This is a genomic window from Avibacterium sp. 20-126, from assembly GCF_044358625.1.
Taxonomy (GTDB): Bacteria; Pseudomonadota; Gammaproteobacteria; order Enterobacterales; family Pasteurellaceae; genus Avibacterium.
Map to the genome: position 1 here is coordinate 1,576,168 of NZ_CP091457.1, position 22,809 is coordinate 1,598,976.

Annotated in this window: 22 protein-coding genes; all 22 read left to right on the forward strand. The window is 35.4% G+C overall.

The window, feature by feature from the left end:
* Positions 1-9 precede the first annotated feature (9 nt).
* The 22 genes from tssF to L4F91_RS07445 all read left to right on the forward strand — a co-directional run bounded on the left by tssF (position 10) and on the right by L4F91_RS07445 (position 22,804).
* Positions 10-1,809 (forward strand): type VI secretion system baseplate subunit TssF, encoded by a 1,800-nt coding sequence (gene tssF / locus L4F91_RS07340; protein WP_265778329.1) that lies wholly within the window; start codon positions 10-12, stop codon positions 1,807-1,809.
* Positions 1,773-2,810, forward strand: coding sequence for a type VI secretion system baseplate subunit TssG (gene tssG / locus L4F91_RS07345; RefSeq protein ID WP_250350005.1), 1,038 nt, complete (start codon positions 1,773-1,775; stop codon positions 2,808-2,810). The genes tssF and tssG overlap by 37 nt, the downstream gene beginning before the upstream one ends.
* 30 nt (positions 2,811-2,840) lie before the next feature.
* Entirely contained in the window at positions 2,841-4,952 is a 2,112-nt protein-coding gene (locus L4F91_RS07350; RefSeq protein WP_395895716.1) for a type VI secretion system Vgr family protein, read from the forward strand.
* 10 nt (positions 4,953-4,962) lie between these two features.
* Positions 4,963-5,892, forward strand: a complete 930-nt coding sequence (locus tag L4F91_RS07355) for a hypothetical protein (RefSeq protein ID WP_250349982.1) — start codon at positions 4,963-4,965, stop codon at positions 5,890-5,892.
* On the forward strand, positions 5,889-6,704 hold the full coding sequence (locus L4F91_RS07360) for a hypothetical protein (protein WP_265754888.1): 816 nt from the start codon (positions 5,889-5,891) through the stop codon (positions 6,702-6,704). The genes L4F91_RS07355 and L4F91_RS07360 overlap by 4 nt, the downstream gene beginning before the upstream one ends.
* 170 nt (positions 6,705-6,874) lie before the next feature.
* On the forward strand, positions 6,875-9,028 hold the full coding sequence (locus tag L4F91_RS07365) for a type VI secretion system Vgr family protein (protein ID WP_395895718.1): 2,154 nt from the start codon (positions 6,875-6,877) through the stop codon (positions 9,026-9,028).
* Positions 9,022-9,582 carry a hypothetical protein gene (locus L4F91_RS07370; protein WP_250349999.1) on the forward strand — a complete coding sequence of 187 codons (561 nt, stop codon included), beginning with the start codon at positions 9,022-9,024 and terminating at the stop codon, positions 9,580-9,582. The genes L4F91_RS07365 and L4F91_RS07370 overlap by 7 nt, the downstream gene beginning before the upstream one ends.
* Before the next feature lie 418 nt (positions 9,583-10,000).
* Positions 10,001-10,519 carry a hypothetical protein gene (locus L4F91_RS07375; protein ID WP_395895720.1) on the forward strand — a complete coding sequence of 173 codons (519 nt, stop codon included), beginning with the start codon at positions 10,001-10,003 and terminating at the stop codon, positions 10,517-10,519.
* Complete coding sequence (locus L4F91_RS07380; protein WP_250349997.1) at positions 10,516-11,331, forward strand: hypothetical protein; 816 nt, start codon at positions 10,516-10,518, stop codon at positions 11,329-11,331. Before L4F91_RS07375 ends, L4F91_RS07380 begins: the two co-directional genes overlap by 4 nt.
* A gap of 23 nt (positions 11,332-11,354) precedes the next feature.
* Positions 11,355-12,245, forward strand: coding sequence for a hypothetical protein (locus L4F91_RS07385; RefSeq protein WP_250349996.1), 891 nt, complete (start codon positions 11,355-11,357; stop codon positions 12,243-12,245).
* A gap of 14 nt (positions 12,246-12,259) precedes the next feature.
* Positions 12,260-13,072, forward strand: a complete 813-nt coding sequence (locus L4F91_RS07390; RefSeq protein WP_395895723.1) for a hypothetical protein — start codon at positions 12,260-12,262, stop codon at positions 13,070-13,072.
* A 170-nt stretch (positions 13,073-13,242) separates the two neighbouring features.
* Positions 13,243-15,402, forward strand: coding sequence for a type VI secretion system Vgr family protein (locus L4F91_RS07395; protein WP_395895725.1), 2,160 nt, complete (start codon positions 13,243-13,245; stop codon positions 15,400-15,402).
* 13 nt (positions 15,403-15,415) lie between these two features.
* Positions 15,416-16,012, forward strand: a complete 597-nt coding sequence (locus L4F91_RS07400; protein ID WP_250349993.1) for a type VI secretion system amidase effector protein Tae4 — start codon at positions 15,416-15,418, stop codon at positions 16,010-16,012.
* Between the two features lie 423 nt (positions 16,013-16,435).
* Entirely contained in the window at positions 16,436-16,888 is a 453-nt protein-coding gene (locus tag L4F91_RS07405; protein WP_250349992.1) for a hypothetical protein, read from the forward strand.
* A gap of 202 nt (positions 16,889-17,090) precedes the next feature.
* Entirely contained in the window at positions 17,091-17,462 is a 372-nt protein-coding gene (locus tag L4F91_RS07410) for a hypothetical protein (protein ID WP_395895727.1), read from the forward strand.
* Positions 17,462-18,130 carry a hypothetical protein gene (locus L4F91_RS07415; RefSeq protein WP_250349990.1) on the forward strand — a complete coding sequence of 223 codons (669 nt, stop codon included), beginning with the start codon at positions 17,462-17,464 and terminating at the stop codon, positions 18,128-18,130. Before L4F91_RS07410 ends, L4F91_RS07415 begins: the two co-directional genes overlap by 1 nt.
* Before the next feature lie 466 nt (positions 18,131-18,596).
* On the forward strand, positions 18,597-19,238 hold the full coding sequence (locus L4F91_RS07420) for an IS1595 family transposase (protein ID WP_250349989.1): 642 nt from the start codon (positions 18,597-18,599) through the stop codon (positions 19,236-19,238).
* A 1-nt stretch (position 19,239) separates the two neighbouring features.
* Positions 19,240-19,647 carry a hypothetical protein gene (locus L4F91_RS07425; RefSeq protein WP_250349988.1) on the forward strand — a complete coding sequence of 136 codons (408 nt, stop codon included), beginning with the start codon at positions 19,240-19,242 and terminating at the stop codon, positions 19,645-19,647.
* A 479-nt stretch (positions 19,648-20,126) separates the two neighbouring features.
* Complete coding sequence (locus tag L4F91_RS07430) at positions 20,127-20,477, forward strand: hypothetical protein (RefSeq protein ID WP_250349975.1); 351 nt, start codon at positions 20,127-20,129, stop codon at positions 20,475-20,477.
* Positions 20,478-20,545: 68 nt separating this feature from the next.
* Entirely contained in the window at positions 20,546-21,088 is a 543-nt protein-coding gene (locus tag L4F91_RS07435; RefSeq protein ID WP_395895730.1) for a hypothetical protein, read from the forward strand.
* A 412-nt stretch (positions 21,089-21,500) separates the two neighbouring features.
* Complete coding sequence (locus tag L4F91_RS07440; protein ID WP_395895732.1) at positions 21,501-22,004, forward strand: hypothetical protein; 504 nt, start codon at positions 21,501-21,503, stop codon at positions 22,002-22,004.
* Positions 22,001-22,804 carry a hypothetical protein gene (locus L4F91_RS07445; protein ID WP_395895734.1) on the forward strand — a complete coding sequence of 268 codons (804 nt, stop codon included), beginning with the start codon at positions 22,001-22,003 and terminating at the stop codon, positions 22,802-22,804. Before L4F91_RS07440 ends, L4F91_RS07445 begins: the two co-directional genes overlap by 4 nt.
* Positions 22,805-22,809 lie beyond the last annotated feature (5 nt).

The window sequence follows — 22,809 nt, forward strand, 5'->3', positions numbered from 1 at the left end:
GATGTGATTATGTCTCTTGAAAAATATTTTAGACAAGAATTAGATTATCTGCGTGAATTAGGTAAAGAAATTGCTAATGAAAAGCCTCATTTGGCTAATTTTTTATCTGAAAAAAGTGCCGATCCCGATGTTGAACGATTACTAGAAGGCTTTGCCTTTTTATCTGGTAGTTTAAGAGCTAAAATTGAAGATCAATTTCCAGAGTTCACTCATAGTTTAATTAATATGCTCTGGCCAAATTATCTGCGCCCAACACCAAGTATGACTATCGTTGAATTTTTTCCCAACCCTAAAGTCGCAAAAGGTTTTGATGTCGTAAATAAAGGCACCACGTTATTAAGCCGTCCTATAGTATCTGGTAACTCCGACAAAAAACTACAATGTCAATTTCAGACTTGCCGTGATGTTTGGCTCAATCCCTTCTCTCTTTCGGATGCAAGTGTATTAAATAGTAACGAGCAAGCTATTATTAGCTTAGTATTTTCTAGTGAATCGCCACTAAAGTTCTCTGAACTAGATTTAAATAAGTTGCGTTTTTATCTTGGGGCAGATGATTACACTAATCAGCAACTATATCTATGGTTTAGCTATTACTTGACAGGTGCAGAGATTGTTGTCAACGACCAGAAAATAACATTACCTGAGTTTAATTTTTCACCTGCAGGATTTAATAAAGAAGACGCACTCTTACCTTACCCCAAAAATGCTTACAGTGGTTATCGGATCTTACAAGAATATTTCTGCTTTCCCGAAAGCTTCATGTTCTTTGACGTAAATGGTATCGCTCCACTACCAAATACTCTTGATGAATCAAATCAGTTTATATTAAACCTCTATTTCTCTGAGCCATTGTCTTCAGATGTTCAAATCAGAAAATCAACTTTTAGACTACATTGCACACCTGCAATAAATTTATTTAAGCATAGTTGTGAACCGCTTAGATTCGATGGGGATAAAGATGAATATTTGCTAAAAGGAAGTTATTCTCATCCTGAATGGTATGAAATATTCTCAGTAGATCAAGTATCAAGCCATGTTGAAAATACGAACAATAAAGCTAGAGGGCCTCGTCATTCTTCCACACGTCATTACTTACCTTTTGAAAGCTTTGAGCATCAAATTGAATATGCTAAGGGACGAACCGAGCTTTATTATAAAGTAAGGGCTAAAGATGCCTTATTTGAAAAAGGATTTGATCATTATATTTCTTTTGTAAGAGGCGATGAGGTAATAAGTTTAGGAAAAACTGAATCCATCTCGATCAATGTGACTTGCACTAACCGTGAAATACCCACCAACTTAAAAGTTGGTGATATTTGCATTGGCACAGAAACAAACCCAGCAATTGTTGAATTTAAAAATATCACTCGTCCATCTATGCCACTGCATCCATTACTAGATGGAACACTCGCTTGGAAATTAATTTCCAATTCTTCACTAAACTACTTATCGTTACTCGAAATTGAGGCATTAAAAGAGATTATTAGAACCTACGATCTGCCCAGCTGGCATAGTAGGAGAAATGCCAAAATGTCCCAAAAGAAACTTGATGCGATTAAGTCAATAGACACCAAGCCTATAGATCGATTATTTAAAAGTGTTTCTATTAGAGGACTACAATCTACCTTATATATCAAACAAAGCGAATTTAACTCTGAAGGTGAAATGTTTTTATTTTGCACTGTGCTATCCCAATTCTTCTCTCTCTACGCAAGTGTAAATTCATTTCACAAACTGAAAGTAATAAATTTAGATAATCAAGCGAGCTATGAATGGCCTATTCAAATCGGACAGCATCAATTGATGTAAACACCGCCTCCCAAAAACTAGACATTAGCCGATACAATTTCTATCGGCTAATGGAGCTATTATGTAAAATCAAAGGGGTTGATCCAAGTGAAAGCTTAAGTTTATTACCTAAAGATGAAATTATTCGCCTAACATCACTAGCCGGATTAGGCTTCCCAATTAGAGATATCGCTAACTTAAAAGAATTACCGGAAGGAACATTTGAACTTCAAGTTTCTTTTTTAGGTTTGCATGGTAGCCAATCGCCCCTACCTGGCTATTACCTAGATAGTCTAGCCACTGAATATCTTCATAAAGAGACAAAATTAGTTGATTTTATGGACTTATTCAACCATAGACTATCGTTATTACTACATCAAATTTGGCGAAAATATCGCTACTACATAAATTACCAAACAAATGGAACTGACGAATATTCTAACAGAATGTTTGCCTTAGCTGGACTTGGCTATAAAAGTATCAGAAACAAACTCTCTGTCAATCATTCCAAAATGTTAGCTTATGCTGGTATTTTATCTAGTCCTGCTCGCTCCCCTGAAATCATTTGTAACTTAGTTTCCCATTGTTTTGATTTAGAGTTCGTCTCACTAGAAAGTTGGTGTTTTCGTTATGTTGAAATCATCGAAGATGAACAAAACCGATTAGGATTAATGAAAAAAGAAGCGGGGAAACCACCAAAAGGCCGTTCTTGTTTAGGTGAAAATTTCACCTTAGGTAGCAGAAAGCCAAACAGAGGAAGCAAATTTGAATTACAGCTCAACAACCTTTCTCGGCAAGAATTTTTGTCATTTTTACCAAATGGAGAAAATTATCTCCCCCTCGTTACCTTTGTCTCTTTTATATTAAAAGATCAATTTGCCTGGGATTTGAGATTAGGATTAGCAAAAGAGCAAGTATCAGGTATGGTTTTAGGAACCGAACAAGATAGTTTACTTGGCTGGACAAGTTTTATAGGTCATCCAGTACAAGAACCCGATGTGTTATTGACAATTAGAGAGTAAAAATCAATACGAATTTAACAAGGAGAAATTATGTTCGACTTATTCACCTCCAAAGGCCTCCACTTCACCCTCGAAGTGGCACAACTGCCGCCTGACACCTTCCGTGTTGTCAAATTCGATTTCGAAGAAGGCTATAATTCCCTCTTTAAACTCTCCATTATCGCAGCAACACAACATAACCAGCTTCCATTTGGTTCACTACTCGACTGCGCAGCAACCCTTTCCATCTGGCAAGATGGTGAGCGACAACGGAATATCTCCGGTATCGTCACACAAATCAAACTCGGTAAAACCGGTGAACGTTATACCTTTTATCACTTTACCCTCTCCCCTCATCTCTGGCGATTAACCCAAAAAAGACGCTCTCGCATTTTCCAACATACCAGTATTGAAGATATCTTAAAAACCCTGCTAAGCGATTCCAATGTGCTTTTTCACACCATTGATATCGCCTACCGCACAAGACGGGAATATTGTGTGCAATACCGCGAAACCGATTATGAATTTTTCCAACGGATTATCGGTGAAGAAGGCTTGTTTTTCTTTTGTACGGAAGATGAACATAATCAAATTGACCGGCTCTTTATTTACGATGATGCCCATCGTTTATCCAAGGAAGATACCCTCTCCCTTGACTATAATGCCAATCCTACCGTATTACGCCAAGCCCCTCATCTCCGTACCTTCCAATGGACCGAACAAATTCGTCCTTCTGAAGTATTGTTAAAAGATTACACCTTCAAAAAACCAAACTGGAATGCGGAATATGGCTTACAAGGCACACAAGAAGAGATTCAATTTCAAGGAGACTATCCTTACTACGACTACCCTGGTCGCTATAAAAATGACAGTGGCGAACGCTTTGCCCAATATCGTCTCGACAGTTTACGCCGTGATGCACATACGGGCGAGGGAGAAAGCAATCACCCAGCTTTAAGAATAGGTCAGCTCTTACACATTCATCTCCATCCTCGTGCTGACTTCAATCAGCCTTGGCAATTAACTTACATTCAACATCATGGAGAACAACCGCAAGCCTTGGAAGAGGAAAGCCATTTTAGTCAACGTGAAAATACCACCTTTATCACTAATCGCTTTGAATGTCTTTCTCCGGAGAAAACTTTCCGTAGTAATTTCCCTCAAAAACCACAAATCTGTGGCACACAAACTGCGGTAGTCACAGGCCCCAAAGGGGAAGAAATTTTCACGGATTACCAAGGCCGGGTTAAAGTGAAATTTCATTGGGATAAAGGGGAATTCAACGATTCCAGAAGTTCTTGCTGGGTGCGTGTTGCTCAACCTTGGGCGGGGCAAAACTGGGGGATGCTCGCTATTCCACGTGTTGGGCAAGAAGTGGTGGTGAGCTTTTTAGAAGGCGACCCAGACCAACCGCTGATTATTGGACGCGTGTATAATGAGCTACAAATCCCACCGGGTAATCTGCCTGCTACCTATACCCAAATGCACATTAAATCGAAAACCTACAAAGGGGAAGGTTACAACAGCATTCTCTTTGAGGATGCCGCGAACCGAGAATTATTTGAAATGCATGCCCAGCGGGATATGACCACCCTGGTTGAGCATGACCAAAAAAATCACATCAAAAACCACCGCACTTTAACGGTTAACGGTAGCCAACGTACTCAAATTGACCAAGGCAGAACCACCCAAATCACCACCGGTAATGACATCAAAACCGTCTTAGCGGGAAACAATCTTGAAACCATCAGCTTACTTAAAGCTATCCAAGCGAAAGAGATTTTCAACTATGCTCACGACCGTATTGAGCTTGAAGTGGGCAAACAAACCAGCCTGACGATGGACAATGAAAAGATTCTCCTTCGCTTTGGTAAAAACACGATTTTGATGAATGAAGAAGGGATTTGGTTGGATGGTGTGCATATCGGGATGCAGGAGAAGGAAATTGAAAAAGAGAATTTTTTAACAGAAGGCATTCAACCCTATAGCCATAGCTTTATACTTCAAGATAAATCGGGTAATCCATACAAAAATATGCCTTATATCATACGTTATGATGGTAAAACCTTAACAGGTATCAGTGATAATGAAGGAAAAACGCGTCCGATTTACACTCAAGACGAAACAAAAGTAGATGTACAAATTGATTGGGAAAAACTATAAGGAACAATAAATGATTACTCCTATTATTACAAAAAGCAAGACACAGCCCATTGAAAATAACAGCTATACGATACACGCTGAAGATGCTTATTTTCTTGTACTTGGCTTTGAGGTCAATAAATCACCTTTAACTAACCCTAATTTTGAAGAGGAAATGAAACAAAATCAAGAGGAAGATAATAAGCCTCAACGATCCGCTTATAAAAAAAGCTCTATAGAGGATGATGTTGTGGGAGATATCGGGTCAGAAATTTCTTTTCATAATGCATTAATTGACCCAGGACATGCATTTATGTATTTAGTTAAAAACCTAAATGCTACGATTTTCTTAAGTGTTGGGCCTTTAGTTAATGATGCTGAACGATTAGATGAATATAGAAAAGCCCATCAACTCCCTGACGAAGAACAGATTAATCAAATATTAGCCAAGCAGCCTGTCGCCCAATCAGGCTATAAAATAGGACATAACATTAGTCGTGCTTATGGAAGAGGAACCTCTGACTATCGGATACCAGAGAAAACATTCTTATTTAAATTAAAAATCACTGAAAAACAGTATGAAGCGATTTATAAAAATGTGGAGAGAATAAAAAAAGAAATAGAACAAGGAGAACGTTTTTATAATATTTTTGATAATCATACTTGCGCAAAAGTGGTAAGGGATGATGCGATTGCAAATATTTTACCTGACTTACCTTGGGGAAGAAGTGCTGTGATGACAGGGCATATTCAGGCAATTAATCCTTATGCTTTTTATGAACAAATGCAGGAGTATAAGAAGAAAGTAAGGTTTGTCAGAGAATTTGTTATTGACATGGCAGATAAAACAGAGGATGAATGGAGTAATTTCATTGAGGAAATTAGAAATGGAAATCACAAGAAACTGATATCATCCAAGATGCCAAAGGACATTATTTTAGAAAAGGGAGTAAGAAAATGAAAAAAATATTATTTGGACTCCTTCTATTATTTATATCATGGCATAGTGTCCCCATCGAGAAAAAATTAAAAAATGAAAAAGAGGATTTATATGAAAAATATATCAACGCAGAACAAATAAGAAAAATCAAAACTTATAAGTTTACACGAAAAAATGTAGAAGATTTTATATTTTTCCTTCAATGCTCTATTAATGTTTTAGAAGATGGAAATATCTATTCTGTTTTAAATAAGCTAAATTATTCGTTTAAAGGAGGAGAAGATAGCCCCAAGAAACTCTTTGCTCCTATAAAAAATGGAAAAATCTATTACTACTACATTTTTCAAGATCCAATTAAAGAGCATAAAGGAGTTTCCGGACGTTACAGTGTATACTTTAAGAAAAAAGATAAAAAATACTGGAAAACCGCGACTATATTCCCTGTTGCAGAAAAAATGGCAATGAACTCAGAGTTTACTCAAAAAGATTTTAATGACTTTCATCTTGTGTTTAAGCATAAATATTTTTTAAAAGAATTACTTACTAATGATACTAATAAATATCTAGCAGGATATTCTGCCTATAGCCTCAGAGAGCCTGCACGTTTTGAGGAAGAGGAAAACAATTGCTATGCAATTTATCGATTTGAACGCAAAGATGAAAAAGCCCATCTCCAATTTGATTTTTGTGTGAGCCGCAATAATTACCAAGAAACGGATAAATACCCTTATCGATTTGGAAAAATTGTGATTGAACGGTTAGATGAGCCAAAATCACCTAATTATAAAATTGTGCCATACAAAGCAAAAACTTTACCAAATTGGGGGCAATAAGAATTATCAATTTCAATATGATTTGTTGAGTATTAAGCAATAGGCGAAAAACTACTGCGCTTTTGTCAGCATACCAAGAAAATCTCCTTTTCATTAATTGTGAATTCACCTAAGTTCATTTATATTATCAAGATAAATGAACCATTGCATATCGATGAAAAGGGTATCCTATGTACCGAAATGAGACTAAAATACCAACCTTCTCCGTTGCTAACGATCTCCACTTCACTCTCGAAGTAGCACAACTGCCGCCTGACACCTTCCGTGTTGTCAAATTCGATTTCGAAGAAGGCTATAATTCCCTCTTTAAACTCTCCATTATCGCAGCAACACAGCATAACCAGCTTCCATTTGGTTCACTACTCGACTGCGCCGCAACCCTTTCCATCTGGCAAGATGGTGAGCGACAACGTAATATCTCCGGTATCGTCACACAAATCAAACTCGGTAAAACCGGTGAACGCTATACCTTTTATCACTTTACCCTCTCCCCGCATCTCTGGCGATTAACCCAAAAAAGACGCTCTCGCATTTTCCAGCATACCAGTATTGAAGCTATCTTAAAAACCCTGCTGAGCGATTCCAATGTGCTTTTTCACACCATTGATATCGCCTACCGCACAAGACGGGAATATTGTGTGCAATACCGTGAAACCGATTATGAATTTTTCCAACGGATTATCGGTGAAGAAGGCTTGTTTTTCTTTTGTACGGAAGATGAACATAATCGAATTGACCGGCTCTTTATTTACGATGATGCCCATCGTTTATCTAAAGAAGATACCCTCTCCCTTGACTATAATGCCAATCCTACCGTATTACGCCAAGCCCCTCATCTCCGTACCTTTCAATGGACCGAACAAATTCGTCCTTCTGAAGTGTTGTTAAAAGATTACACCTTCAAAAAACCAAACTGGAATGCGGAATATGGCTTACAAGGCACACAAGAAGAGATTCAATTCCAAGGGGACTACCCTTACTACGACTACCCTGGCCGCTATAAAAATGACAGTGGCGAACGCTTTGCCCAATATCGTCTCGACAGTTTACGCCGTGATGCCCATACGGGCGAGGGAGAAAGTAATCACCCAGCTTTAAGAATAGGCCAACTCTTACACATTCATCGCCACCCTCGCGCTGACTTCAATCAGCCTTGGCAATTAACTTACATTCAACATCATGGAGAACAACCGCAAGCTTTGGAAGAGGAAAGCCATTTTAGTCAACGTGAAAATACCACCTTTATCACTAATCGTTTTGAATGTCTTTCTCCGGAGAAAACTTTCCGTAGTAATTTCCCTCAAAAACCACAAATCTGTGGCACACAAACTGCGGTAGTCACAGGCCCCAAAGGGGAAGAAATCTTCACAGATTACCAAGGTCGAGTTAAAGTGAAATTTCATTGGGATAAAGGGGAATTCAACGATTCCAGAAGTTCTTGCTGGGTGCGTGTTGCTCAACCTTGGGCGGGGCAAAACTGGGGGATGCTCGCCATTCCGCGTGTTGGGCAAGAAGTGGTGGTGAGTTTTTTAGAAGGCGACCCTGACCAACCGCTGATTATTGGACGCGTGTATAATGAGCTACAAATCCCACCGGGTAATCTGCCTGCCACCTATACCCAAATGCACATTAAATCGAAAACCTACAAAGGTGCAGGTTACAACAGCATTCTCTTTGAGGATGCCGCAAACCGAGAATTATTTGAAATGCACGCCCAGCGGGATATGACCACCCTGGTTGAGCATGACCAAAAAAATCACATCAAAAACCACCGCACTTTAACAGTTAACGGTAGCCAACGTACTCAAATTGACCAAGGCAGAACCACCCAAATCACCACCGGTAATGACATCAAAACTGTCTTAGCGGGAAACAATCTTGAAACCATCAGCTTACTTAAAGCCATTCAAGCTAAAGAGATTTTCAACGCGGCACACGACCGCATTGAGCTTGAAGTGGGTAAACAAACCAGCCTGACGATGGACAATGAAAAGATTCTCCTTCGCTTTGGTAAAAACACGATTTTGATGAATGAAGAAGGCATTTGGTTGGATGGCGTGCATATTGGAATGCAGGAGAAGGAGTTGCAAGTGCCGGATAATACCGGGGAATTAAAACCACTCTATCGGCTTCAGTTCCATCTATTAGATGATGAAGGAAGACCTTACCAAAATACGCCATTTACAATCAAATTGCCAGAAAGCGAACAGAAAGGTATAACGGATGAAAATGGGTTGACACCTGTCTATTTTAGTGAACAATCTGCTGAAGCTGAAATTCGGTTACATATTAATAAATTAGATGAGAGAAGCTGGACATGGTAAATAACAAAACATCAAAAGCAAATTTTAAAATAAATGACTATGTGGAAACCATTAAAATATCAAGACCAAAATATATTCTCTATGTAATAACGAATGAGAATACATGGGAAGATTCATTTCATCTCTATAATGTTTGGGGTATTGGTACACATACAGGAATGATTCTTGAAAACACTCAAAATAAGAGCGAATCTTTATTATATGACCCAAGTGGAAGTTATTTTTTCAAAAGAGAAAGTGGCGAAATTATCTACCCAGGCAGTGGCTATACATTATCAGGAAATGATTTTTCATTTGAAGATTATATTAATTATCAAAAAGAGGATGGTGAAGATGTTTATGCACATATATTTTATCTTTCTGACGAAGAAGGAGAAAGAATCAAAAGTAATATAGAGGCAGATAGAAGTTGTGGTCCTATGGGGTGCACTGAATGCTCAAGTGAAGTACTTAAAGGTGGAATTGGTAAATTTAAGGACCTAGAAATAACTAGCCGTCCCAATCAACTAGGAGACCAATTAAGAAAATTATCAGATATAACTATAAAACTATAGTGGAGAGACATAAATGAAAAATATTTTTATTAAACGAAATGCTGAATGGTTTGCTATAATTACTTTCTTTTTGTTATATGTATGCACAGGAAGATTTAGATATTCTAAGGTTGTAGACTATCAAGGAATATATTTATATTACATTCTTTCTTTTACCTTATGGTTTTGGATAAGAACATTTTTCCACACTAAGAAATATTTATTTTTCATAGTTTGCCCAATGATTTGTCTATTCCTATCCTGTTTTATTATGTCTTTTTATTATTTTAATTCTGGTTTTATATTTTTTTTAATACATTTCATCCTATGCTATATAGTTATGGGGTATATTTATCTGAGCTTGCTAATGTTCTTATTTTACAAGCTTTTAAAATAATAAATTTTTATTAGATTCTTTGAATATTATTAAATTAATCAAATGTTAGCCCCTTATCCTGCCGCTCAGGTCGGCTATGGACTCGGACAGGACTTCAATCGTGCTTATGGAATAGCGACCGCCGACTACCGAATATCCGAAAAAGTCACCTTGTTTCAATTAAAAATTACCGAAGCGCAGTATGAAGCCATTTATAAAAATGTGGTGCGAATCAGAAACGTAATAGAACAACGAGAGCAATATTATAATATTGCAAACAATTATACCTGTGCAAAAGTGGTAAGGGATGATGCCATTGGAAATATTTTACCTGATTTACCTTGGGGAAGAAGTGCTGTGATGACAGGGCATATCCACGCGATTAATCCTTATGCGTTTTATGACCAAATGCAGGAATATAAGAAAAAATCAAAATTTATACAAGAGTTTATCATCGACTTAGATGATCAACAGACGCAATGGAATAAGTTTATTCATGCAATTAAAGATGGCAATAAGAAAAATCTCCTTTTTCAAAATATGCCGAAAGATATTATTTTAGAAAAAGGAGCAAAAAAATGAAAAGCGTATTATTAGCAATATTTCTATTACTTACATCATCATATGGAAGTAGTGCTTCTTCTATAGAAAAACAAGAAAGTTCCGGGAGGGGCAATATTTCAATAATATACATTAATGAAATTAAAAAATATCAATTTACCAAAAGAAACATAGCCGACTTTAAGTTCTTTCTTCAAAAAAACATAGAAATAATAGAAAAAAATAGTATTTATTCAGTATTAAGAGAGTTAAATTCAAATTTCGAAGGGGGAGAAATTGTCCCTAAAAAACTGTTTACTCCAATAACCAAGGGATACTTTACTTACTCTTATCTATTTGGTAAGTCAATAAAAGAAAATTTCGAAATTCATGGATATTATGACAGTAGTTTTGATAAAAAAACTAAAAACTTCTGGAAAACAGCAACAATATTTCCCGTTGCGGAAAGAATAGCAATGAACTCAGAGTTTACTCAAAAAGATTTCGATGACTTAAATCTAGTTTTTAAACAAAAATACTTTTTAAAAGATCTTCTCTTAAAAAACACATTATCCTCCCTAGCCGGGTATTCAGATTCTTACTTTAAAGCAACAGGGCGATTCGAAGCGATAGAAAAAAATTGCTATGCAATTTATCGATTTGAACGTAAAGATGAAAAAGCCCATCTCCAATTTGATTTTTGTGTGAGTCGCAATAATTACCAAGAAACGGATAAATACCCTTATCGATTTGGAAAAATTGTGATTGAACGGTTAGATGAGCCAAAATTGGATAAATCACGTTACAAAGTTGTACCATATAAAGCAACAACGCTGCCTAATTGGGGGAAATAAGTAATAAAGATAAGGAGCAATAAATGCCAACTCCCATCATAACCAAAACCAAGACGCAACCCATTGAAAATAACAGCTATACGATACACGCTGAAGACGCTTATTTTCTTGTACTTGGCTTTGAGGTCAATAAATCACCTTTAACTAACCTTAATTTTGAAGAGGAAATGAACAAAAATGAAGGGGACGATAATCAGCCTCAACAATCCGCTTATCAACGAATTCCCCTAGAGGATGATTGGGGAGATATCGAAATAGACATGCCTGTTCATCAGGTACTCACTGACCCCGGGCATGCATTTATGTATTTGACTAAAAACCTAAATGCCACCATTTTCTTAAGTGTTGGCCCTTTAGCTAATGATGCTGAACGATTAGCTGAATATAGAAAAAAACACCAACTCCCTAACCAAGAACAAATTAATCAAATGTTAGACCCATATCCTGCCGCTCAGGTCGGCTATGAGCTCGGAAAGGACTTCAATCGTGCTTATGGCATAGCAACCGCTGACTACCGAATATCCGAAAAAGTCACCTTGTTTCAATTAAAAATTACCGAAGCGCAGTATGAAGCCATTTATAAAAATGTGGTGCGAATCAGAAACGTAATAGAACAACGAGAGCAATATTATAATATTGCAAACAATTATACCTGTGCAAAAGTGGTAAGGGATGATGCCATTGGAAATATTTTACCTGATTTACCTTGGGGAAGAAGTGCTGTGATGACAGGGCATATCCAAGCAATTAATCCTTATGCGTTTTATGACCAAATGCAGGATTATGAAGCCAAGAATGAACTTATTGGACGAAAAGTAATCGATAAAGGAAGCAAAGATGATACAGAACTTTTCTGGAATAAGTTTATTAAGGCAATTCGAGATAAAAAACAACCACGCGATGTTTTTTTATAACCGGAGACAACCCAATGACAACGAAGAACCGATTATACAAGATACTAACCAGTCTATGCTTCTGTTTTGCTTATATTACCTGTTTTGCAGAAACAACTAATCAGGAGACTATCGAAAAACAATATATTGATATCAATGAGCTTACCGCCAAACATGCCTACCAATTTACACCACAAGATATTGCTATTGTTAAAAAATTAATTTGGAGTAGCTTAAATGTTCTCAGTCAAAAATCTAGCATAGCAGAAGAGATTTCTAAGCTAGGTAAACCTTTTGAAGGTGGGGAAATTCTGCCTAAAAAATTCTTTTCACCCATTCGAGATGGAGGAATCTTTAACTATCATACTTTTGAAAAAAGACGTGAAGGTAATAAAGAAATTTTTGTTGAAGGCATATACAGTAGTCAAATTAGAAAACGCTTCAATGAAAAATATTGGGATTTTGCTCTAATACGTCTTGGCGTAGATGACTATGGACAAGCAACCCAATTTTTAGACCGTGATTTTAAAGAATTTAATTTAACGTTTAAAGAAAAATTCTTCTTTCTCGATTTATCGTCAAGAGATCAAGTTAAATATGCAGGAAATACTGAAGAATATATTGGTAAAGATAAATGCTACGCGATTTATCGTTTTGAACGTGTTATTGGAAAGGAGGAATACCACTTTTATTTTTGTGTAAATCGTGAGAATTACGATGAACACGCACCTTATCCCAATAAGTGGGGAAATCTAGCCATAATACGGGTAGATGATCCAGCCCCAGATAAATCACGTTACAAAGTTGTACCATATAAACCGACAACACTGCCGAATTGGGGGAAATAAGAATTGTCAATTTCAATATGATTTGTCGAGTATTAAGAAATAGGCGAAAAACCACCGCACTTTTATCAGCATACCAAGAACATCTCCTTTTCATTGATTGTGAATTCACCTAAGTTCATTTATATTATGAAGATAAATGAACCATTGCATATCAATGAAAAGGGTATCCTATGTACCGAAATGAGACTAAAATACCAACCTTCTCCGTTGCTAACGATCTCCACTTCACCCTTGAAGTGGCACAACTGCTGCCTGACACCTTCCGTGTTGTCAAATTCGATTTCGAAGAAGGCTATAATTCCCTCTTTAAACTCTCCATTGTCGCGGCAACACAACATAATCAGCTTCCATTTGGTTCACTACTCGACTGCGCGGCAACCCTTTCCATCTGGCAAGATGGTGAGCGACAACGGAATATCTCCGGTATCGTAACACAAATCAAACTCGGTAAAACCGGTGAACGCTATACCTTTTATCACTTTACCCTCTCCCCTCATCTCTGGCGATTAACCCAAAAAAGACGCTCGCGTATTTTCCAACATACCAGCATTGAAGATATCTTAAAAACCCTGCTGAGCGATTCCGATGTGCTTTTTCACACCATTGATATCGCCTACCGCACAAGACGGGAATATTGTGTGCAATACCGCGAAACCGATTATGAATTTTTCCAACGGATTATCGGTGAAGAAGGCTTGTTTTTCTTTTGTACGGAAGATGAACATAATCAAATTGACCGGCTCTTTATTTACGATGATGCCCATCGTTTATCCAAGGAAGATACCCTCTCCCTTGACTATAATGGCAATCCTACCGTATTACGCCAAGCCCCTCATCTCCGTGCCTTTCAATGGACCGAACAAATTCGTCCTTCTGAAGTGTTGTTAAAAGATTACACCTTCAAAAAACCAAACTGGAATGCGGAATATGGCTTACAAGGCACACAAGAAGAGATTCAATTCCAAGGAGACTACCCTTACTACGACTACCCTGGCCGCTATAAAAATGACAGTGGCGAACGCTTTGCCCAATATCGTCTCGACAGTTTACGCCGTGATGCCCATACGGGCGAGGGAGAAAGTAATCACCCTGCTTTAAGGATAGGTCAGCTCTTACACATTCATCGCCACCCTCGTGCTGACTTCAATCAGCCTTGGCAATTAACTTACATTCAACATCATGGCGAACAACCGCAAGCCTTAGAAGAGGAAAGCCATTTTAGCCAACGTGAAAACACCACCTTTATCACTAATCGTTTTGAATGTCTTTCTCCGGAAAAAACTTTCCGTAGTAATTTCCCTCAAAAACCACAAATCTGTGGCACACAAACTGCGGTAGTCACTGGCCCCAAAGGGGAAGAAATTTTCACGGATTACCAAGGCCGGGTTAAAGTGAAATTTCATTGGGATAAAGGGGAATTCAACGATTCCAGAAGTTCTTGCTGGGTGCGTGTTGCTCAACCTTGGGCGGGGCAAAACTGGGGGATGCTCGCTATTCCACGTGTTGGGCAAGAAGTGGTGGTGAGCTTTTTAGAAGGCGACCCAGACCAACCGCTGATTATTGGACGCGTGTATAATGAGCTGCAAATTCCTCCGGGTAATCTGCCTGCCACCTATACCCAAATGCACATTAAATCAAAAACCTACAAAGGGGAAGGTTACAACAGCATTCTCTTTGAGGATGCCTCGAACCGAGAATTATTTGAAATGCATGCCCAGCGGGATATGACCACACTGGTTGAACATGACCAAAAAAATCACATCAAAAACCACCGAACTTTAACGGTTAACGGTAGCCAACGTACTCAAATTGACCAAGGCAGAACCACCCAAATCACCACTGGTAATGACATCAAAACCGTCTTAGCGGGAAACAATCTTGAAACCATCAGCTTACTTAAAGCTATCCAAGCGAAAGAGATTTTCAACGCGGCACACGACCGTATTGAGCTTGAAGTGGGTAAACAAACCAGCCTGACGATGGATAATGAAAAGATTCTCCTTCGCTTTGGTAAAAACACGATTTTGATGAATGAAGAAGGGATTTGGTTGGATGGCGTGCATATTGGAATGCAGGAGAAGGAGTTGCAAGTGCCGGATAATACAGGGGAATTGCAAGAGCAGTATGATGAAACATTCTTCTTATCAGATATAGATACAGGAGAAAAAATTGTTGGTTACCCATTTCTCATTATAACTGATAGCGGTAAACATATTTTTGGTTATACAAATGACAATGGGGAGATCCCCAAGATTATAACAGGCAATAGATCCGAAGTTATAAAAATATACTTCGGAGATGAGGCTTTATATTTTTACGATGAAGAATAAGGAGAAAATAGATATGGGATGGCTATGGTATAGTGAAGAAAAAACTAATAACAAACACAACTCTATAAAAGAATTAAAATTAAGAACTATTAAATTTAAAGAACTATGGAATAATTATCCAGATACCAATCCGAAACATATAAGCAATGAAAGTAATGGACAAGATATTTTTAATGATCATTGTGCAATAAATATAAGTGAAACACTATTAAAAATAGGATTACAAATGCGTTCTTTCAAAGGGGCAAAATGCTATGGTAAATGTAATTATCCTAAAATGCATGTATTACGCGCTCAAGAGTTAGCTAACTGGTTAACTAAAAAACCTTTCCCTGGAATCCTTGAGCCTGAAATATATACCGGAAAAAATTTTGAAGAACATATTGGAAATAAAACAGGAATTATTTTTTTTCAAGATTATTGGGTTAGACCTGGAGAAAAAAATGGAATCAGAACAGGAGATCATATTGACTTATGGAATAAAGGTGAATTAGCCAGCATGAATCCTATTTCCAGTTGGGCAAGATTAAATTTTCCTAGTATAGGAGAATTATTTGGTTTATCTGATCTCAGACATGCAAAGAAAGTATTATTTTGGAGAATAGAATGATTAGACTACTATCTTACATTGTAATATACATATTAATTCTTATAGCTTTTTGGTTTGGTGGATTTAGATTTTTTATTCTTTTTATATTTCCAGACTTTAGCTATTATTGGGGAAGCGGAATGGAAAGGGCACTTTGGGACAGTATATTTGCTTCATTAATTCTATCTATTATATTTTCTGCACCAACAACTTATATGATTTTAAAAAATAAAAAAGTAGCAATAGTGTTATTTCTAACTTCATTTACAATAATAGAATTAGTCTTATCTCATTTCCTATTAAGGTAGTGTTTACATCCCAAACACTTAAAATGGGAGATTAGAAATGAGAATTTATTAATATACAGGATTAGGTTAATAACATCAATCAATTATGAAAAATCTAAAAATAGAAGTTGATTTATATATCACTAAGGAGAAGGAAGTGAAAAGATTAATTTTATTATTTCTAGCCAATAGTGCTATAGGAGAAACAAATAACATAATTACTAAAGAAGAGTATATACAGGATGCGGAACTGTATCATCAATTTCTTGATTTAGGAGAGAGTCTTTGCATTGATAAAATCTATCATTTGCAAACTGAAGATAAAACCAATAAATATTCTTTCTTTAAAAAACATTCTCAAACATTAAATGGTTTAAACTCTAAATTTGACTATTACTATAAGTGGAGTGACATAAAAATAATTTTAAATAAATACTACAATGAAAACATTAACAACACTATTAAAAAATATAAATTAAAGGATGAATATTTTAAGTTGGAATATAGCTCTCCAACATTTATCTGTAAGGATCTATTTACTGACAATAAAAAACTAAAGAAGTTGTATAAGGATTTTATATATAAATATAATTTATCTGACTTAAAATAATTTTAAGTTTTAAAAGCGCAACTATAATAATTGAAATAGGAAATTACATATTGAAATTGACCAAGACAGAACCACCCAAATCACCACCGGTAATGACATCAAAACCGTCTTAGCGGGAAACAATCTTGAAACCATCAGCTTACTTAAAGCTATCCAAGCGAAAGAGATTTTCAACTATGCTCACGACCGCATTGAGCTTGAAGTGGGCAAACAAACCAGCCTGACGATGGACAATGAAAAGATTCTCCTTCGCTTTGGTAAAAACACGATTTTGATGAATGAAGAAGGCATTTGGTTGGATGGCGTGCATATTGGAATGCAGGAGAAGGAGTTGCAAGTGCCAGATAATACCGGGGAATTAAAACCACTCTATCGGCTTCAGTTCCATCTATTAGATGATGAAGGAAGACCTTACCAAAATACGCCATTTACAATCAAATTGCCAGAAAGCGAACAGAAAGGTATAACGGATGAAAATGGGTTGACACCTGTCTATTTTAGTGAACAATCTGCTGAAGCTGAAATTCGGTTACATATTGATGAAGCAGAAAATCATCATTGGAGTTGGAAATAATGGAAAAAGAGAAAAAGACAACCGTCGGAACATTTACACAAGACCCGACTAAGAGTATTGTTAAAGTTCAAATCACGAGAAGAATTCCTGATGGAGTGTATGTGTGGGTTGAAACGGAAGGATGGGGACATGCTTACATTATGACTAGTATTGATAATCATATAACTGTTTATACATATGGAAGATACGATGATGTTGATTTCTGGAAAATTACAGGAGAGGGAGTTTTAGGAAAATTCGAGGATTGTGAAGCTATACTATATATGAAAAGTAGTAAACATGATAGTCTTTGTTCTGTCTATAAAATATTGGACATTACCCCTTGTAAAGTGCTTAGTATCTTAAATTTTGAATGGAGTAGAAGTAATGAAAAACCGAATAACCCCGAAAAATTTAAAGATAATCCTAAGATTAAAAATTTATGGATAACAAAAGGGCATGTCATTGATACTTATGCTGTATACAATAGGAATTGTACAACTATTACAATTGATACTATTGAAAAAGCGGGTAGCAACTTATTCTCTAACTTAAATAAAACAGAAGAGCCACTTTGGAGTATACTTCTTACACCTGCTGGATTACAAAATTATTTGGAGAACAGCAATAATTCTGCAATAGTAAAAAACATAACGCAATATATGAAGCTAACTCTATTTCCAGGGTGAAAACCATGAAAAAAATAATAACTGCGATGCTTGTTTTTTTATACTTATATAACATACTCACCTATGTAGATATTAATATAAGAATAGGGGATGACTTTCTTTACATTAGTAATCTTTCATTTGAAAATCTATCAAAACTAAGAGGTATAGTTTCTCAAATCTCAAAGCTATTCGTGTTATACTCAATAATGGGATTTATTTGCTTAGTAAATAGAAAATTAATACTTTTTATTTTATCTATTGAGGTGCTTATTTTTATTTACTATACTATTTTAATGGCATTATTTTTATTAAGCATAAAAAGCAATCAATCCATACCCACAATAAAATATATCATTGATAACTTATATGTCGAGGCATTGATACTTATACTTAATCCATTATTACTCTTTATGAAAAATCATTACAACCCAAAGAAAAAATAAAGGGGGCTGTAGTAGATTAGCAACAATGCTATACTACAAAAATGAAGATAACATATTGTAAATTAAAGAAATCTATACAGAAAAAACTGCTTGAGTTTTTTGTTGCAGAAGTTACTGCAAGAACAGCAGCAAATTTGCTAGATATTCAACCGAATACAGCCGCTTTGTTCTACCATAAAATCAGGCTTGTGATTGGCTATCATTTATCCCTTGAAGTTAACGAGATTTTTGAGGGGGAAATTGAACTAGACGAAAGCTATTTTGGTGGTCATCGAAAGGGAAAACGAGGACGAGGAGCGGCTGGAAAAGTTGCTGTTTTTGGGTTACTAAAACGACAAGGAAAGGTATTTACTGTTGTGGTTGAAAACACCAAGAGTGAAACATTACTCCCTGTTATTAAAAGAAAAATCAAGCCTGATAGCTGGGTTTATACGGACACTTATCGCAGTTATGATGCGCTTGATGTGAGTGAATTTCACCACGAACGAATCAATCATTCCGAGCTATTTGCGGTGAAACAAAATCATATTAATGGCATTGAAAGTTTTTGGAATCAGGCGAAGCGGATACTGCGAAAATATAATGGAATTAACCGAAAAAACTTTCCTTTATTCTTGAAGGAATGTGAATTTCGGTTTAACTTTGGGACACCAAAAGAGCAGTTAAAAATATTGCGAAAATAGTGTGAAATTTAGGGCTAATCTACTACAGCCCCAAAATTATAAAATATATAAAATCAATGATGTCTCATTAGATAAAAACATAACTTTCTTTGAGGACTTGTGGAATAATAGTAATGAAACACCTAATAACTCTAACAAAAAAGAGATATGGAAAAAATATGGAAAGGTTATTAGTAAATATAATTTATTTTATAGAAACTGCACAACAGTTACTATTGACTCATTAAAGTATGCTGGCACAAACATATTTAACATTGAATTAAAAGACTCTTCCGATAATATAGAATATAGATACAAAATAGAAGGAATCATTGCACCATTAGAATTAGGAAACTTTATGGAGACTAGAAAAATATCCTCAACTAACATTAGTGACTTCACATCACAAATAAAGTCCTACTTCAACTAAAAAGAGATGAAATATGAAATACATACTATTTACAATCCTTGCCATTTTTTTTGCATTAATAATAATCGATATCAACCTAAATATAAAATATAGTATATTCGTTGATGAAACTATGGATCACACCCTTTACAAGAGGATATTTTCTTTTTTTTATTCTTGCAATCATATTCTGTCAATTCACTTTCTTTTTAGTTTTTTTTCAAAAAGAAGAAAATATTTTATTTTCTTATCTTTAATCACGCTCTCTATATTAATTGGCGGATGGGCTTTCATAAATGCCACTAACTCATTTAAATCGAACATAGAAAGAGAGGTTATTTCGATATATCTTGAATATTTTTTATTATTTTTTATCTCTGTTTTGTTATTTATATCGAAGACTTATATTAAAATAAAAAATTGAAACTATATAAACAACATATATACATAAAGTCTATTCTTAGATTCCTAAAGGAGTAATATTATAGAAAGGAGTTAAAATGAGACTTATTTTATTATTTTTGTTTTTAAGCGTACCCTGCTTTGCTAAAGAAAAAGAGGTATTTTTAGACTTTAGAGATTATGCTTTAAAACTATGTTTAACTATAAACTACAAAGAGCTTGGCATTGAATTAAATGATGCTTCTAAGTTATCCGAAAATCATTCGGTACAGGAAATATATGATTTAATGAATTTTGTAACTCAAAAAACGAATGAATTTCATAAACAAAAATATATAATTCACATGGAGGAAAGAAAAGATATTATAGCTAATGATATATTCTTACAATGCATTAGTTTTTATAAATCAAAAGAGCTGTCTGATTTTGTTGAAAGTTTAGAAAAATAATAATTTATGCCGTATGCTCATTAGTAAAAATACTAAAGAACAAATTTTATTTTTAGAGTTAAGATGATATGCCAAACAAAAAGCTTTTATTAACACTTTTATTTTTTATTATAAATAATAGCAATGCATCCAACTTGCTTACACAAGTAAAAGAGAAACTTTCTAATGACGAGTTAGCTTTGGAGCAATTCCAATATTTAGGGACATTACATTGTCTTGATGTAAGAATAGGAATGGAAAAGAACTCATTATTCACTAATAAATATATACATCTTTATAATAACCTTTATCCCCTCCCTAGATTATTTAAAAGTAATAAATTACTGGAAAAATATATTATTATTGAAAAAGATGTTATCTTTCCAAAAAAAGGAGTTATGCTGGATAAATATTTCCACAACGACCTTAATTCCTGTTTAAAATTATATTCATCATCTAACATAAAAAAACAATACTTAGACTTTATCTCTAAAAAGATTAACTATATAGATGAAGATCCTGATTCTTCTGAATATGAGGATGAAAAAACTATAAGAGAAAATATGCTAGACTATATCAATAGAGGAAAATTAGACGTACATAGGTTTTTAGATGGGCTTCCAAAAGAATAAAAGAAAAATGAACAATATCTTTCTTAAACAAAATGCTGAATGGTTCGCTATAATTACTTTCTTTCTGTTATATGTCTGTACAGGAGGTTTTAGATATTCTAGAGTTGTAGACTATCAAGGAATATATTTATATTACATTCTTTCTTTTACCTTATGGTTTTTGATAAGAACATTTTTCCACACTAAGAAATATTTATTTTTCATAGTTTGCCCAATTATTTGTCTATTTCTATCCTGTTTTATTATGTCTTTTTATTATTTTAATTCTGGTTTTATATTTTTTTAATACATTTCATCCTATGCTATATAGTTATGGGATATATTTATCTGAGCTTGCTAATGATCTTATTTTACAAGATTTTAAAATGATAAATTTCTTATTAGAACCTTTGAATATTATCAAATTAATCAAATGTTAGCCCCTTATCCTGCCGCTCAGGTCGGCTATGAGCTCGGAAAGGACTTCAATCGTGCTTATGGAATAGCGACCGCCGACTACCGAATATCCGAAAAAGTCACCTTGTTTCAATTAAAAATTACCGAAGCACAGTATGAAGCCATTTATAAAAATGTAGTACGAATCAGAAACGGAATAAAACAACGAGAGCAATATTATAATATTGCAAACAATTATACCTGTGCAAAAGTGGTAAGGTATGATGCCATTGCAAATATTTTGCCTGATTTACCTTGGGGAAGAAGTGCTGTGATGACAGGGCATATCCACGCGATTAATCCTTATGCGTTTTATGACCAAATGCAAGAATATGAAGCCAAGAATGAACTTATTGGACGAAAAGTAATAGATAAAGGGGATGAATATATAACAAAAAAGTTTTGGGATGAATTTATTACCGCCATTCGAGATAACGAACAACCGTATGATGTCTTCTGGGAACTGGAGAAAACACGATGAATCTACTTAGAAAAACTTTAGTAAGCTTCTGTTGCTGCCTTATTTATATTACCTGTTCTGCCGAATCTTCTTCTAATGAGGATATAAATAAGGAATATATTCGTATCTATCATATAACCCCTAAACACGCCTACCAATTTACACCACAGGATATTGCTATTGTTAAAAAATTAATTTGGAGTAGCTTAAATGTTCTTGGTCAAAAATCTAGCATAGCAGGCGAGATCGCTAAATTAGGCAAGCCTTTTGAAGGCGGGGAAGTTCTGCCTAAAAAATTCTTTTCGCCCATTCGATATGGAGAGATTTTTAACTATCACACCTTCGAAAAAAAGCGTGAAGGCAATAAAGAAATTTTTATTAAGGGCATATATGGTAGCCAAATTAGCAAACGCTTCAATAAAAAATATTGGGACTTTGCCGGAATAAGCCTCTGGAATGATGATTATGGGGAGACAATCCACTTTTTAGACAGTGATTTTGAAGAATTTAATTTAACGTTTAAAGAAAAATTCTTCTTTCTCGATTTATCACCCAAAGATCAAAGAATATACGGTGGCGGTGAAGAAAAATATATTGGTAGAGAGATATGTTACGCGATTTATCGTTTTGAACGTGTTATTGGAAAGGAGGAATACCACTTTTATTTTTGTGTAAATCGTGAGAATTACGATGAACACGCACCTTATCCCAATAAGTGGGGAAATCTAGCCATAATACGGGTAGATGATCCAGCCCCAGATAAATCACGTTACAAAGTTGTACCATATAAACCGACAACACTGCCGAATTGGGGGAAATAAGAATT